This window comes from Ensifer sesbaniae (assembly GCF_013283665.1).
In the GTDB taxonomy this organism is placed as follows: Bacteria; Pseudomonadota; Alphaproteobacteria; order Rhizobiales; family Rhizobiaceae; genus Ensifer; species Ensifer sesbaniae.
This window is the reverse complement of sequence record NZ_JABEKU010000002.1, coordinates 886,354-900,343: the sequence shown is the minus strand read 5'-3', so window position 1 is coordinate 900,343 and position 13,990 is coordinate 886,354. Positions and strand designations below refer to the sequence as shown.

Below are 13,990 nucleotides of genomic sequence, written 5' to 3'. Positions count from 1 at the left end.
GGTTGCAGCGATCAAGCGTTACCCTCTTCAAGGCCGCATCCGACAGGAGGCGCAGCCTGCTGGGCCTCTCGTGCGGGGCCGGATGCCGAGCCGAGACAGGAGCAACGCTATGAGAATTTCCAAGAGGATGTCATTCGCCGCGATCGTCTTTGCCCTTGGGGCAGCGGGTCCGGTGCTGGCCAACGGCTTTTATACGGGCATCGACCCGCACAATCCGCCTGGTACCCAGAACAGGGTGATGTATTATGTCGAGCCCGCGCCTGCGCCTGTCTATGTGGCGCCGGCGCCAGGGGCGGTCTACGTCGATCCGATGCCGACAGGCAGCATCTATGTGGCTCCAGCGCCGGTTTACGTCTATCGTCCGCCGGCGAGGACTTTGGGCGATGCCCGCCAGCGCTACACGGGTGAGTACCAGGGTCCCCACGAGGGCGACTACTATCTCGGTGTCGCGCATCCGCCACAGGTTCCTTGAGTCTGATACTGCGGATCCAACCGACAGTGCCTGGAGGCAACGCGTGGGACAGATCTCACGCGTCGTTCCGTTGACGCACCTCATCGCGGCGCGGCCTATTCGGGTAGGTTGAGCAGGCGGTAGCCTTCCACGAAGTGCTGCCGCATCTTCTCGTCCCGGAACGGTTGAGAGGTGGCCCATTGGGTGATCGTGAAGTTTGGATTGTTCATCAGGAACAACTGCGCTTCGGTTCGTGCCTCGTCCAGGCGACCAAGCCGCGCCAGACTGGCAGCGAGCAGGCGGCGTGATGTCGCCCGATAGGTTGCAGGGTGGCGCAAGGTTTGGACCGCGGCCTCGTAATCCCGCATGCCATATTGAGCCTGACCAAGCATCCAATAGTACCAGCCCGGTGGATGCGGGTTGAGGCGTAGCGCCTTGTGAACATGCTCGATGGCCTGTGCCGGTCGGCCACAGAGGACGATGAGGTCGGAGCGCATCGCCCAGGCATCGGCATGGTTAGGATCAAGTGTCAGGGCCAGGTCGAACTCGGCGTCGGATTCTTCCCAACGGCGCTCGTGGCCGAGAATGATGCCGAGGACCCAGCGGTTCCCGGCGTCGTTGGGATCGAGCGCGACCGCCCTTTGCGCTTCGTCGACGGAGCGCTGCCGATAGGGATCGATCGGCTGGTCCCAGAACTCCCAGCTTAGCCAGAGGTTCAGCGCCAGCAGTCGATGCGCCTCCGCATAGTCCGGATCGAGAGCGAGTGCCCGCTCGAGAAGAAAGATCGCCTCTCTTGCTGCCCCTGCGGTCTGCAGACCGAGCGAGCGTGCGCGCACGCAATAGTCGTAGGCTTTCAGGTTCGATGGGCGGTTGCGGGCCGGCGCGTCGGTGAGACGCCCGACAAGGGCTTCGACGATCCTGCTCGTCACCTCGTCCTGAACGGCGAACATATCCTCCAGGCTGCGGTCAAACCTCTCCGCCCACAGGTGATCGCCCTGCAGGGCATCGATCAGTTGGGCGTTGATGCGAACTCGGTCCGCCGCCCGTCGGGCGCTGCCTTCCAGAACGTAGCGAACGCCGAGTTCCCGCGCGATGCGGCGCACATCCTCATGCCGGCCCTTGTAGGCAAAAACCGAGTTGCTGGCGATGACGAACAGCCCGCCGGCCCTGGAAAGGTCGGTGATCAGGTCTTCGGTCAGGCCATCGACGAAGACCTCTTGCTCCGGCTCGTTGCTCATATTGGTGAAGGGGAGGACGGCGATAGACGGCTTGATGGGCAACGGCAGGGAGGCCCTGGCGCTGCTGGCCTGGCTCAAGGTCGTCGTGCCGATCCGATAGAGAGAAACCGGCTCGATGATGTTCTTGATCGCGTGGGGGCCAAGCGCGTCGAAATCGCAAAAGAGGCGCCGCCTCACCTGGTCGTATATGTTGCCGGAGACATAGATTTCGCCGGGGCCGGCCATGGTCTGAAGCCGCGCGGCGACAATGACGCCGTCTCCATAGAGATCGCCGCTTTCGACGACGACATCGCCGAGATTGATGCCGATGCGCAGGAGAATTCGGCGATCATCGGCAAGCCCCTGATTGGCCATTGCCATGCCCTTCTGAATGTCGATCGCGCAGCTGACCGCATTCACGGCACTGGCAAACTCCACCAGCACGCCATCGCCCATCGTCTTGACGATGCGGCCGTTGTGCTCGCGGACAAGGGGATCGAGGATCTGCTTGCGGCGTTCTTTCAAAGCTGCAAGCGTGCCGCCTTCGTCCAGTTCGACGAGGCGGCTGTAACCGACGACATCGGCAGCCACGATAGCAGCGAGACGCCGTTGAGCGCGTTCTTCAGCCATGTCGCGTGCTTCCGCAGAATGGGGTGCACGGAATTGTAGGACGTCGGCCAGAAATGTCTATGAGGGAGTGCTTATGGGTGCGATCGACGGCAACCGAGCTTCATGGCGACATCCCTGCCAGCGTTCGCCGAGCCAGGTCTCAGCGCCAGCCGAGCGCCGGCGCGACGTGCTTCAGGATCGCCTCGATTACATGGGCGTTGTAGTCGACGCCGAGCTGGTTCGGCACGGTCAGGAGCAGCGTGTCTGCTTCAGCGATCGCTTCGTCCTTCGCCAGTTGCTCGATGAGAACGTCCGGTTCGGCGGCGTAGCTGCGCCCGAAGATCGCCCGCGTCTTGTCGTCGATGAAGCCGATCTTGTCCTCGTGCTGATTGCCATGCCCGAAATAGGCGCGGTCGCGCTCGTCTACCAGCGCGAAGATACTGCGGCTGACCGAGACGCGCGGCTTGCGCGTATGGCCGGCGGCTTTCCACGCCTCCCTGTAGGCTCGGATCTGGTCGGCCTGCTGGACATGGAAAGGCTGGCCGGTCTCATCGTCCTTCAGCGTCGAACTTTGCAGATTCATGCCGAGCTTGGCGGCCCAGACGGCGGTAGCATTCGAGCTGGCGCCCCACCAGATGCGGTCTCTCAGACCATCGGAGTGGGGTTCGACGCGCAGCAGGCCAGGAGGGTTGGGAAACATCGGCCGTGGGTTGGGCGCCGCGAATCCTTCGCCGCGCAGAATGTCGAGCAGCACTTCCGCGTGCCGTCTTGCCATGTCGCTTTCGGTTTCGCCTTCGGCTGGCTGGTAGCCGAAATGGCGCCAGCCATCGATCACCTGTTCCGGCGAGCCGCGGCTGATGCCGAGCTGCAGGCGTCCGCCGGCGATGAGGTCGGCCGAACCGGCGTCCTCGGCCATGTACAGCGGATTCTCGTAGCGCATGTCGATAACGGCGGTGCCGATCTCGATCCGGCTGGTCTTGGCCCCGATTGCGGCCAGGAGCGGGAACGGCGAGGCGAGCTGGCGGGCGAAATGATGGACACGGAAATAGGCGCCATCCGCGCCCAATTCCTCGGCCGCAACGGCGAGATCGATCGACTGCAGCAATGCGTCGGCCGCCGATCGCGTTTGTGACTGGGGCGAAGGGGTCCAGTGTCCGAAGGAAAGAAAACCGATCTTCTTCATGGTCGTGCCGCCTGTCGAATGAAACCGACCGCTTCATGACACGATTCCGATTTTGGATACAGACGGCGATCGGTGACTTCGCCGTGAACGGAGTGGGACCCTGCCCCTCTACGGAACAGGGTCCTTCCGGTTTTATCGCACTTGCAGACGCGCCTTCATGTTCGGGTGAAAGCGGCAGAAATAGGCGAAGGTGCCGGCCTTGGTGACGGTAAGTGCCGCCGTTTTTCCGGGCGGTATCACGATGTCGAAATCACCCTTGGCCGTTGCCGTATGCGCCATGACGTCCTTGTTCTGCCACTCGATCACGTCGCCCACAGCGGCGCTGATCTCGGCGGGCGAAAAGACGAGCTTTTCAATCGTGACCCGGATGGTCCCGGCCCGCGCCGGCGATCCGGCCAGCATCAGGGCCAGAGCGCCAATGGCACCAAGCCTCAGCTTCGAGATCATGATCGGCCTACTTCATCATGGCCGCGACGTGTTCGGCATGTTGCTGGTGGCCCTGAAACAGCTTGAGGCCGGTCTCCAGCAGATCCTTCAGGTCGGCATTCTTCGCAGACGGGATCAGCAGGGTTTCGAGCGCGCCGTTGACCTGCTTGTGGTAGGCGACCTCGTTGGCGACATAGGCCTTGTCGAAGTCGGCGCCGCTCAGCTTCGCCAGCTTTTCGCGCTCCTGCGTGGCTGCCTTCGTCAGTGAGCGGCTGGTGTCATTGTCCTCGGGCTTCACCTTCAGTTTCTTCACGAGATCGAGCGCCTGTTTGTTCACGACCTCGTGGTCGCGCAGCATGTCGTTGGCGAAGGCGAGCACCTCCTTGTCCTTCGAAATCTTCAGGGCCTGCTTGGCGGCCTCGATGTCGATAACGCCGGCGGTGTAGGCGATATGAGCAATCTGGGGATCGGTGATCTTGCTCCCCGCCGCAAGGCTGGCGCCACTGATGAGGCAGGCGAGGGCGAGGGCTGAGGTCAGGCGGGCATACATCGGGAACTCCTCTCCGGCGGCGCGTTGCCGCCGGTTTCTGTGGATGACACCCATTGGATGTGCGCCATCGACGAAGGTTCCCGAAATTTTATCTGACGAGCCCGAGCCGGCTCATGACGGCTGCCGTCAGCCGTTCGCAGCGGCGACCGGCAAAGGGAAAGGCATTCATCAGCACGGGGCCGATCTTGCGGTCGATATGTTGGCGCAGGAGCTGGCGGGCCCGGTGCAGGCGGCTTCTGACTGTCTCCGGCTTGATGTCAAGCAGAGCGGCGGTTTCCTCGACGCTCATGGCTTCTATGACGCGAGCGGTGAAGACCAGGCGAAACGCTTCCGGCAAGGCGTCCGTCGCTTCTTCCACCAGACGCAGGATTTGCCGCTGGGCGAGGGCTCGCTCCGGATCGTCCGAAGCTGCCGCGTTTGGAAACGGCACGATGTCGGCGCTCGCCTGTTCGGTTGCCAGGGGAACCTCATGGCGCGTGGACGACTTGCGCAAGCGTCCGAGCGCCTCATTGAGAACCACGCGATGGAGCCAGGTGGTGAGACTGGCGTCGCCACGGAAAGTTTCAAGGTGCTCGAAGGCGCGAAGATAGGCCTCCTGCACCACATCCTCGGCGATGCTGTCGTTGCGCACGACCGAACGCGCGATGCGGAAGAGCCGTTGATTGTGCCGACGCATGATGGTGCGGAACGCCTCGGGATCATTGGCGAGCGCGCGCTGGACGAGATCGTGGTCCGTCAATGGATCGGCCTGAGGCGAGAGCCGTGGCATTTGCAAGAGAACATCCTTCATCATCCACCTCCAAACCAACGTTTGATGCGGATCCGGCAAAATCGTTCCCGATCGGTTGACGGAAAGAATACCCTTTGCCAAGGGCGACCGGAACGGAAATCGGGTCCCCGCTTTCCGGTACGCGGTCGCGTGAGTTTGCCTGCTCGGACCGAGAATACGGGTATCTTCGCCAGTGATAGTTGGAGGCCGGGCCAGTTTTCGCGCGACGGTACCCGTCAGCTGTCTTTTTTTTATCGAGGAGGGAACTGTGGTTCCTGCTGGCGAGTTGGTGAAGCGGCGATCTCCGTGTGGAGGGGCGCGCACCGAGGTCGCATCTTCGGACCAGGAGAGACGACTATGAAGCATCAATCGATTGAACAATTGCAAGCGCTCGCCGAAATCCGTCCCGATCCCGTGATGACGAGAACGGAACGGCTTCAACGTTGGGCCGAACTTTTGGAAAGCAATCCCGACCGCCGGCTGGGCACGCTTTCCGGTACCGAACGTGCGACCGCTGCCGTTCGGCAGGCCATGCAGGTCAACGGTTCCCCCATGACCGTTGCATTCGAGGATCCGCAATTGCGGCTCGCGGGCCTTGCCGATGACAGCTATGGCGAAGCAAAACGGTTCTTCGAAATATCGGACCACCAATTGCACGACATCGTCTGCGACTGCAATTTCGGCAGCTCGGTACGTGCCGCCTATGCGGCCCGGCGGGTTCGCTCAGCCATCGGCCTCTGGCCGCGACTGAAGGCGCTCTTTAGCTGAGTCGGATCGGCCTCACTTAAGGGAAGCCATGGCGTCAGCCGGAAGCTTCCCTCACATTCGTCTTCCTCTCCTGCGGCGATGAGGGTTCGCCGCAGGGTGGTTGAGACGTGGTGCGGCTGCCGGCAACGGCTGGCGGCAACGTCATCCTCCAAACGACACTGCGGCTTTATGCAAACCTAGCCCGAGGGAGTATATCGCTGCGTTCCCGACTTGCAGCATCATCCCTTAACGCCGGTGTCGCGCGGCTCGCCGGGGCTTGGAGGGATGCAGTCGCGGGAGGAGGATTTCATGACATTGGCAGCAGTAACCCGGGCGCTGAGCGCGGCCTCGGCCCTGGCGATCATGGTTTGCGCAACCCAGCCGGTTTGGGCGGCGCCCGATCTGATCGTGCTGAATGGCGACGTGCGCACGGTCGATGAAAGCAAGGCCAAGGCGCAGGCCTTTGCCGTCGAGAACGGCAAGTTCACCGCGATCGGCAGCAATGACGAGATCAAGACGCTCGCCGATGCCGGGACCAAGGTGATCGATGCCGGCGGCAAGACCGTCACGCCGGGCTTCATCGACGGCCATACCCATCTGACATCCGGCATGGACATGGTGACCGGCGTCGACCTTTCCTACATCCCGGACAAGAAGACCTGGCTCGAAAAGATCAAGGAAGCCGATCAGCGCCTGCCCAAGGGCGTCTGGCTGATGGGCGGCGGATGGGACTACACGCTCGGCGAAGGCAAGCTGCCGACCAAGGAGGATCTCGACGCCGTGGTGCCGGATCGCGTCGTCGTCCTGCGCGACATCGATTTCCATTCCGTGTGGGTCAACTCCAAGGCACTCGAAGTCGGCGGCGTGACGGCAACGTCGAAAGTCGAAGAGGGCGGGCAGGTGCTGCTGAACGACAAGGGCGAACCGAGTGGTATCCTGCTGGAAAAGGCCGGTGATCTTGTCGAAAAGCACCGCCCGGTCGCGAGCGACAGCGAACGGCGCGAGGCACTGCTGCAGACGATGAAGTTCGCCAACAGCCTGGGGATCACCGGCGTCAACGACATGTCCGACCTTGCCGCCGTGCATGATTATGCGGCGATCCTCGCCGAAAAGAAGATGCCGCTTCGCGTCTGGTACGGCTTCTTCGAGGGCGACCCGAAGAAGATCGCCGCCGCCGTGAAGGACCGCAACGAGGTCGATAAGGTCGCCGCGGATTCCGGCGAACAGGAGACGAAGGGACCGCTGCTCAAGCTCGGCTACACCAAGTCGGTGATCGACGGCGTGCTCTCGACCCGCACGGCCTATATGCATGAGGACTACTCCGACCAGCACGGCTGGAAGGGCAAGCCTTTCGAAACCAAGGAGCAGCTCGCCGCCGCGATCAAGGCTTCCAACGAAAACGGCTTCCCAACGGCGGTGCATGCGATCGGCGACGGCGGCGTCAGTCTCGTGCTGGATGCGTTTGCGAAGGCGTCCGTTCCGCGGCCGCAACCGAACCGCATCGAACATATCGAGGTGGTCGAAACCAAGGACATTCAGCGCTTCAAGGAACTCGGCGTCGTTGCCTCGATGCAGCCGAACCACGCAACCGGCACGATCGGCAAATACATCACCGAACGCATCGGTACCGAACGCGAGCCGCGGGCCTATGTCTGGCATTCGATGCTCGATGCCGGCGTGCCGCTGGTGTTCGGCTCGGACTGGCCGACCTCGCCTTTGAGCCCGCTGACGCAGATCAACGACGCCGTCTTCCGCGAAAGCCCGTTCGGTCTTGGTGATGGACCCTGGCATCCGGAGCAGGCGGTGAGCTTCGATCAGGCGCTGCACGGCTTGACGCAAGCAGGTGCCGACATGACCCCTTGGGGCGACCAGATCGGCTCGATCAGCGTCGGCAAGTGGGCGGATTTCGTCGTGATCGACGGCACGCTGCCGGATCCGCTTGATCGTTCCATCCGGGAACGCAAGGTCGAGGCGACCTACCTCGCCGGAAACGAGGTCTATCGTCAGCCGTAAATCTGGAAGAGAGCTCACCATTATTGCCGGTCGCCTTGTGGGCCAAGGCGATCGCGCTTTCGGGTCGTCTGATTATTTTCGGCCGGCGCCTGTGGCGCCAGCCGACTTGGCGTGCGGGCTTTGCCGTTACCGGTTTTCGGAGCTGTTCGGTGCTCATCTGAAGTTTGGTGGGCTGTTGCCAGGATCGTCGCAGCCTGCCCTGGCTTAGTGCCTGAATATGCATAATAATCGCGCTTCACTTAGACTTTTATCAAGGTAAGGGGCGCGTTGTAATGGCACTGGACTCGTTGGACGTGAGGCTGCTGCGCATCTACGTCACGATCGTCGAGGCGGGTGGCTTCGCGGCCGCGCAGGGAGAGCTCAACCTCTCGCTGTCGACGATCTCCAACCATATCTCGGCTCTGGAGGGCCGGCTGGGCCTCACCCTTTGCCAGCGCGGCCGGTCCGGCTTTCGTCTCACGGAGGAGGGGCGTGCCGTCTACGAGGAAGCCAAGCGCCTCTTCGGCTCGATCGACCAGTTCGATATCCGCATGAAGGGATTGCAGCACCAGTTGAATGGCACGCTCTGCATCGGCCTCATCGACAACACGCTCTCCGATCCGTCCTCCCGCCTCAACCGCGTCTTTGCCCGTATGACGGACGAAGCGCCGGAAGTGGCGTTTTCGATCGTCACACGGCCGCCGCACGAACTCCTGCGGGACGTGATAACGGGCGAGCTTCACATCGCGATCGCCAGTTTTCCGCGCACGACGCTGGGGCTGGAATATATCGACCTCTACGAGGAGACCCAGCGCTTTTATTGCGGCGCCGAGCATCCGCTTTATTCCCGTGATGACAGCGAGATCGAGATCGACGACATCCGCTCCTACAATCTGATCGGCCGCTCCTATTGGAATGCCCGCGACCTCAAGATTTTCGCGATTGCCAATCCGCGCGCAACCGTCAGCGACATGGAGGCCGAAGCGCGGCTGATCCTCTCCGGCCGCTACCTCGGCTATCTGCCCGATCACTTCGCCAGCCGTTATGTCAGCGAAGGGTTGCTACGGCCGATCCGTCCGGATCTCTTCAGCTACAAGGCGCCGTTCCAGGCCGCTTTCGACAAGTCGCGCGCAAAGTCGGGCCTGGTCCCGTTTTTCGTGAAATTGCTCATCAGCGAATTTGGCGTGTCGCAGTCCGGGCGAAGCGCGTCGCGCCTGCGGGCCGGGCGATAGCCGCAACCTCGACCTAGCCGGTAACGGCGCGCGAATAAAGGCGGAGCCGGAATGCCGGCTTCGCCTCTGTTCAATGCTCTTGCCGAAAAGAACGTCAGCTCAGTGGGAAACCCATGGCGGAGACCATCTTCAGCCAGGGCTTGCGCCAACCGCCGGACTTGTCGGCCGTATCGAGCGCATACATGGTGACCTGCGCGCCGAGCCAGCGGAACGGCTCCGGCGGGATCGCATTCGGCAGGCTGGTGGCGAAATCGAGCCGGCTCTCCGGAGTCTTCGAACCGTCGAGGATATCGAGCGCGATGCGCGCGCCGAAGCGGGAGGCCGAGACGCCGAAGCCGGAATAGCCGCCGGCATAGACGACCTTCTCGCCGTAATACCGCTGGAAATGCATCGCCATGCGGGTGCTGAGATCGATCGGTCCGCTCCAGGCATGGGTGAAGCGCGCACCTTCGAGCTGCGGGAAGGTGTCGAAGAAGGCGGATGCCAGGGGCTCGTAGGTTTCGAGTTCCTGGTCGACGGAAGGGAAGGGATCACCGGCGAAAGCGTAGGCGAGGCGTCCGCCAAAGATGATGCGGTTGTCCTTGGTGAGCCGCATGTAGTTCATCTGCGTGCGAGTGTCATAGACGCCCTGCCGGTGGCTCCAGCCGATCGACGCCATGCGTTCTGCCGATAGGGGTTCCGTCGCCAGGACCCGGTCGCGAACGGTGACGACGCGGTGCTTGATCTTCTTGTGGCCGGAGGCAAAGGCATTGGTGGCGAGAAGAATCTTCGGTGCCGTCACGCCTCCTGAGGACGTCGTGGCCTTCATCCGGTCGCCGAGGTCCTCTAGGCCGGTGAGCTCGGTGTTCTCGAAGATCTGAACGCCGAGGGTGAGCGCAACGCGCTTCAGCCCGAAGGCAAGCAGTGCCGGATGCACCGTGCCGCAGATATGCTTCGACCAAACGCCCGCCTTGTAGCGCGGCGAGTTGATCTCGGCGCGCACCGCACTCTGATCGAGGAAGACGGCCTGGTGGCCATATTTGAGGTGGAGTTCGTGCTCCTCGTGCAGCGCCTCGACATGCGCGTCGTCGACCGCGACCGTCAGTTCGCCGCCCCACTCGGCGTGGCAGTCGATCTGATGTTCCTCAAGCGTCTGCAGGAAACCGTGCATGTTCTCCTGGCCGAGCTTTTCGAGCGCGGCGATATCCTTGGGAAAGATGCGCACGGCATTCGAAAGCCCGTGCATCACGGACGTCGAGACGACGCCGCCCGGCCGGCCCGAAGCGCCATTGGCGACCGAGCCCTTCTCGATCAGCACGACGTCGATTTCGGGCTGGCGTTGCTTAGCCTGGATGGCGCCCCACAATCCGGTAAAGCCGCCGCCAACGACGAGCAGATCCGCCTTCAGATGGCGCGTCAGCCGCTCTCGCGGCTCGGGCGCATCCGACCGATCGAGCCAGAACGGCGTCATCTTCACATCTGCAAGGGCTTTGCTACTTACCTCGGTCATAGGGGCGCCTCACATCACTTCGCGGCTGGTGCCGTGTAGAGGACGTAGACCTTGCGCATCGTCTCGAGCACTTCGAAACGCACCTCGACGCCTGCAGGCAGGACGTAGCTTTCGCCCGCTTCGAAAGTCTCGACGGAACCGTCCGGGTTGGTGATCGCGACCTTGCCCGACAGAATGAAGCTATATTCGCATCCCTCAGGATAGGACAGCATTTCCGCATAGGGTGTCGACTGCCAGGTGCCGATCACGACCGCCTTGCCGGGGCATTCGAAATGAATGTCGCCGAGCTCGTCCGCAAAACCGGAAAGGATCGCCTCCGGGGGCACGACGCTGCATTTTTCGAGCTCGCGCAGGCCGACACCGTTGCGCCCGAGTTTGATGACCTTCGACATGTTCACTCCAGTTCAGAAAAAGACGAGCGGTAAGGTGATCGGCCGCCCCTCAAGGTTTCGTTGCTTAAAATCTTCGCAATACGACGCGGTGCCAGAGATCAATGTCGTCTCGGCCATCGCGCACTGCTTTGCAAGTCGACGTTCTTACTGCGCGGCTTGTCCTGTTTTTCTAAGTGGTTGGAATGACCTTAGGTATACGCCAAAGGGCTAGGTTGCCGGTGCAAACGGCGCCCCGCCACCGGGCTACAGGCCTTGCCTTGCCGGGCTTTGGCGGCGATTGCTGTTGTTTTGCCCGGCCAAACGATAGTTTTGGAAATCACATAGTAAAGGTCAGTTGCTTGCGACGAGCCCAACCTTCGCCTAGTCTGCGCTTGGAGGAGAACAACATGAACGACGATACGATCATCAAAGTCTGCACGGCGACGCAGCGGGCACCCGGTGTGGGGGATCTGGCGCTATCCCTGATGGAGGGGGTTGGGCGTTCGGATTTCCAGGATCGTCTGGCGCAGTCGCTGAAGCGACACGTTGCGATCGATGCAGGTCTGATGCTCTTGTATCGGCGAAACACGGCGCCGAAGATCCTGTTCAACGATTGGCGTACGGACAAGGGCTTGTCCGATATCCGCGCCTATCTGCAGGGCCCGTATCGGCTCGACCCGTTCTACCGGCTGGCGCTCGACAATGGCGACGATGGTCTTTACCGCCTGAGGCAGATCGATCCGTCCTTCGACCGGTCGCAATATTATCGCGACTACTACCGCCACTCGGGCCTGCACGACGAATTCAATTTCTTCATCGGCATCGATGCCGACACGAAGATCGCGATCTCGCTGGCGCGGCGCCATTCGCACGCGGCCTTCAGCGGAGAAGACCAGGATTTTCTGCAGAGTGCAGCGCCGCTGCTCAGCATGGCCGTGCTTCGGCACTATCGCGACCTCAGGCCCGAAAGCCTCGGCGATGACGGCTCGCCGCTGCAGAGCGCCTTGGCGCAGGCAATCCGGAACTTTGGCCGCAGCCTGCTCACTGATCGCGAATGCCAGGTCGCTCAGATGATCCTTCGCGGATATTCGGTCAAGGGTGCCGCTGAAAAGCTTGGCATATCACCGGCGACCGTCAAGCTGCATCGGCGCAACCTCTACGCCAAGCTCGACATCACCTCGCAGACCGCGCTGTTCTCGCTGTTCATCGACGCCGTGTCGTCGGCGAGCAGTGCCTTCGAGGATCCGCTGGTCTCATACCTGTCGCCGGGCGGCGTGCTGATGCAGCACTAATTTAACTCTTGCGACGCAATTACATGTGTGGGCTGCCAAGGCTGCGCGCCAGTCGCGTTCGCTTTTGCAATCAAACGAATGCGATCACGTAGGAAATCGTTCGCCAAGTTAGCGACAGAGCCAGTCCATCAGTCGGTAGGACCGCTACGGCAACGGTTCTTCCGGACGCTATCGGCAATCGTATTTCGCGGGATCCCCTTTCAACATTCGGATACTCGCGCCGAGTGACGATTGGATGCGCGCACGGACATCATCTTCGAGCTGGCCCACGCTCTTACGAATGGCATCCTTCCAAGCTGGACCACGATCGTATGCTTCCATGAAGGCTTCGGCGAGGTCTTCCGTTCGCCGCGTCTCGATCATTGCCTCCATTATGGCGACAGATTGAGCTAGGTCCTTGCGGCTCTTCGCTGTGCCGTCCTTGTCGGTGAGGCGACGACTGGCGACGATCAGCTTATGGATGGCGAACCGCTCCGGAGCGGGAACATTCACGGCAACGCCAGCTCCGTGCAGTAGAACGGCGCGGATCGGATGGTAGATTAGATAATCGAGGAAGCGGAGCGGTTGCGCCGCAGCTCCGCCGAGTGCAGGCATGGGTGTCGGCCGCCCGCTATAATCGTCGGTACCGCGATTTGGAGTGAGGAATTCTACCCTATAGCCCTCTCGAGACGCGTACTGCGTCGTGAAGCGACCGTCAGCTTGATGCGGGATCTCCCTGAATGTTGGATCGACCGTCTTCAGCGTTTCGAGCATGGGCGGCGCTTGATCCTCAACCGCCACCGAAATCGAATGGAACTGAGCGAAATCCGCATCGGCCGTAATCATGGCCATCCCCGGCAGACGAATGCCGAGTATCGCTGGATAGCACTGGTAGGCTACGGTACCGACCAGGACACCACGCAAACGGAAGAAACCGGCTTCAGCCAGCGCCTGCACAATTTCACCTGTTTGTCGTTCCGGACGGGGCAGATACGCTTCGCGCACGAGGGTCGATACCAGCTTGCGTCGTTCACGGACGTCTGCCTTCAGATCTTTGAAGTTCTCTACCCGTCTTGTGATCTCGGTGTCTTCGACAGGGCCGACATAGGTCCGCTTCTTCCCACCCTTTCCGTCTGGAAGATCGAAATACCAGTATCTACGCCCCTTCACCTCGGCAGAGATAAAGCGGCCTTCCACGTTGAACTCGCTTGCAAACGAACTATCAAGTGCTCGCTGAGAGAGCTCGCTGTAAAGTGTCTGGTAGGTGTGCGTGAGTTTCAATAGGTTGTTACCATGTTCGCGTCAATGGTAATAACGCTAATTCGCAAAAAAGTCTACCGCCTGTTATTACCATACCTGCGGATATGGTAATAACAGGCGAGATTTCGCGCCTCGGATCTAATGATCGCCCATTTCCATCGGATCTAGAGCGACGCCGACTTCTCCATTGGCACCAGCGCAGACCCAAGGGATGCACTTTCGCGGCAAAGGGCGAGCGCCGCTGCGGGTATGCTTAATCAACATACGGACAAGGTCGGCGTCACGTGGCAACCTCGTGCTGGTGCCCAAGTGTCCGCTCCAGGTGTGATCGTCCCGTTCGTCGTGTCCTGCCGAGGTGCAATGGGCTAACTGTGCCATTCACCGCGCCTGAAGCGGACGACGGCAACGGGTCGAAGGAGACCG

Annotated in this window: 13 protein-coding genes; 5 read left to right on the top strand and 8 right to left on the bottom strand. The window is 61.5% G+C overall.

Annotated features, from left to right (window positions below):
* Positions 1-109 precede the first annotated feature (109 nt).
* Positions 110-472 carry a hypothetical protein gene (locus BHMPCIPO_RS21855; protein WP_173518923.1) on the top strand — a complete coding sequence of 121 codons (363 nt, stop codon included), beginning with the start codon at positions 110-112 and terminating at the stop codon, positions 470-472.
* Between the two features lie 95 nt (positions 473-567).
* Here the strand turns inward: BHMPCIPO_RS21855 and BHMPCIPO_RS21850 are convergent, their stop codons facing one another.
* From BHMPCIPO_RS21850 to BHMPCIPO_RS21830, 5 genes are all read right to left on the bottom strand, one after another.
* The gene (locus tag BHMPCIPO_RS21850) at positions 568-2,298 is read right to left on the bottom strand and encodes an adenylate/guanylate cyclase domain-containing protein (protein ID WP_173518922.1); all 1,731 of its coding nucleotides are present in this window, start codon (positions 2,296-2,298) and stop codon (positions 568-570) included.
* Between the two features lie 139 nt (positions 2,299-2,437).
* A complete protein-coding gene (locus BHMPCIPO_RS21845; RefSeq protein ID WP_173518921.1) occupies positions 2,438-3,460 on the bottom strand; it encodes an LLM class flavin-dependent oxidoreductase in 1,023 nt (340 codons plus the stop codon).
* Positions 3,461-3,592: 132 nt separating this feature from the next.
* Entirely contained in the window at positions 3,593-3,907 is a 315-nt protein-coding gene (locus BHMPCIPO_RS21840; RefSeq protein ID WP_173518920.1) for a cupredoxin domain-containing protein, read from the bottom strand.
* A gap of 7 nt (positions 3,908-3,914) precedes the next feature.
* The gene (locus tag BHMPCIPO_RS21835) at positions 3,915-4,436 is read right to left on the bottom strand and encodes a DUF4142 domain-containing protein (protein WP_173518919.1); all 522 of its coding nucleotides are present in this window, start codon (positions 4,434-4,436) and stop codon (positions 3,915-3,917) included.
* Between the two features lie 88 nt (positions 4,437-4,524).
* A complete protein-coding gene (locus BHMPCIPO_RS21830; RefSeq protein WP_376741681.1) occupies positions 4,525-5,226 on the bottom strand; it encodes an RNA polymerase sigma factor in 702 nt (233 codons plus the stop codon).
* A 336-nt stretch (positions 5,227-5,562) separates the two neighbouring features.
* Here BHMPCIPO_RS21830 and BHMPCIPO_RS21825 point away from each other — a divergent pair, with 336 nt between their 5' ends.
* From BHMPCIPO_RS21825 to BHMPCIPO_RS21815, 3 genes are all read left to right on the top strand, one after another.
* Positions 5,563-5,973, top strand: coding sequence for a hypothetical protein (locus BHMPCIPO_RS21825; RefSeq protein ID WP_173518918.1), 411 nt, complete (start codon positions 5,563-5,565; stop codon positions 5,971-5,973).
* 288 nt (positions 5,974-6,261) lie between these two features.
* Positions 6,262-7,965 carry an amidohydrolase gene (locus tag BHMPCIPO_RS21820; RefSeq protein WP_173518917.1) on the top strand — a complete coding sequence of 568 codons (1,704 nt, stop codon included), beginning with the start codon at positions 6,262-6,264 and terminating at the stop codon, positions 7,963-7,965.
* Positions 7,966-8,237: 272 nt separating this feature from the next.
* Positions 8,238-9,176 carry a LysR family transcriptional regulator gene (locus BHMPCIPO_RS21815; RefSeq protein WP_173518916.1) on the top strand — a complete coding sequence of 313 codons (939 nt, stop codon included), beginning with the start codon at positions 8,238-8,240 and terminating at the stop codon, positions 9,174-9,176.
* 94 nt (positions 9,177-9,270) lie between these two features.
* On the opposite strand, the gene BHMPCIPO_RS21810 is transcribed toward BHMPCIPO_RS21815, so the two are convergent.
* Positions 9,271-10,665, bottom strand: coding sequence for an NAD(P)/FAD-dependent oxidoreductase (locus tag BHMPCIPO_RS21810; RefSeq protein ID WP_173518915.1), 1,395 nt, complete (start codon positions 10,663-10,665; stop codon positions 9,271-9,273).
* Positions 10,666-10,679: 14 nt separating this feature from the next.
* Entirely contained in the window at positions 10,680-11,057 is a 378-nt protein-coding gene (locus tag BHMPCIPO_RS21805) for a cupin domain-containing protein (protein WP_173518914.1), read from the bottom strand.
* Positions 11,058-11,443: 386 nt separating this feature from the next.
* Here BHMPCIPO_RS21805 and BHMPCIPO_RS21800 point away from each other — a divergent pair, with 386 nt between their 5' ends.
* Complete coding sequence (locus BHMPCIPO_RS21800; RefSeq protein WP_173518913.1) at positions 11,444-12,328, top strand: helix-turn-helix transcriptional regulator; 885 nt, start codon at positions 11,444-11,446, stop codon at positions 12,326-12,328.
* Positions 12,329-12,496: 168 nt separating this feature from the next.
* Here BHMPCIPO_RS21800 and BHMPCIPO_RS21795 read toward each other — a convergent pair whose 3' ends face one another.
* Positions 12,497-13,588 (bottom strand): nucleotidyltransferase family protein, encoded by a 1,092-nt coding sequence (locus BHMPCIPO_RS21795; RefSeq protein WP_173518912.1) that lies wholly within the window; start codon positions 13,586-13,588, stop codon positions 12,497-12,499.
* Between the last annotated feature and the right edge of the window lie 402 nt (positions 13,589-13,990).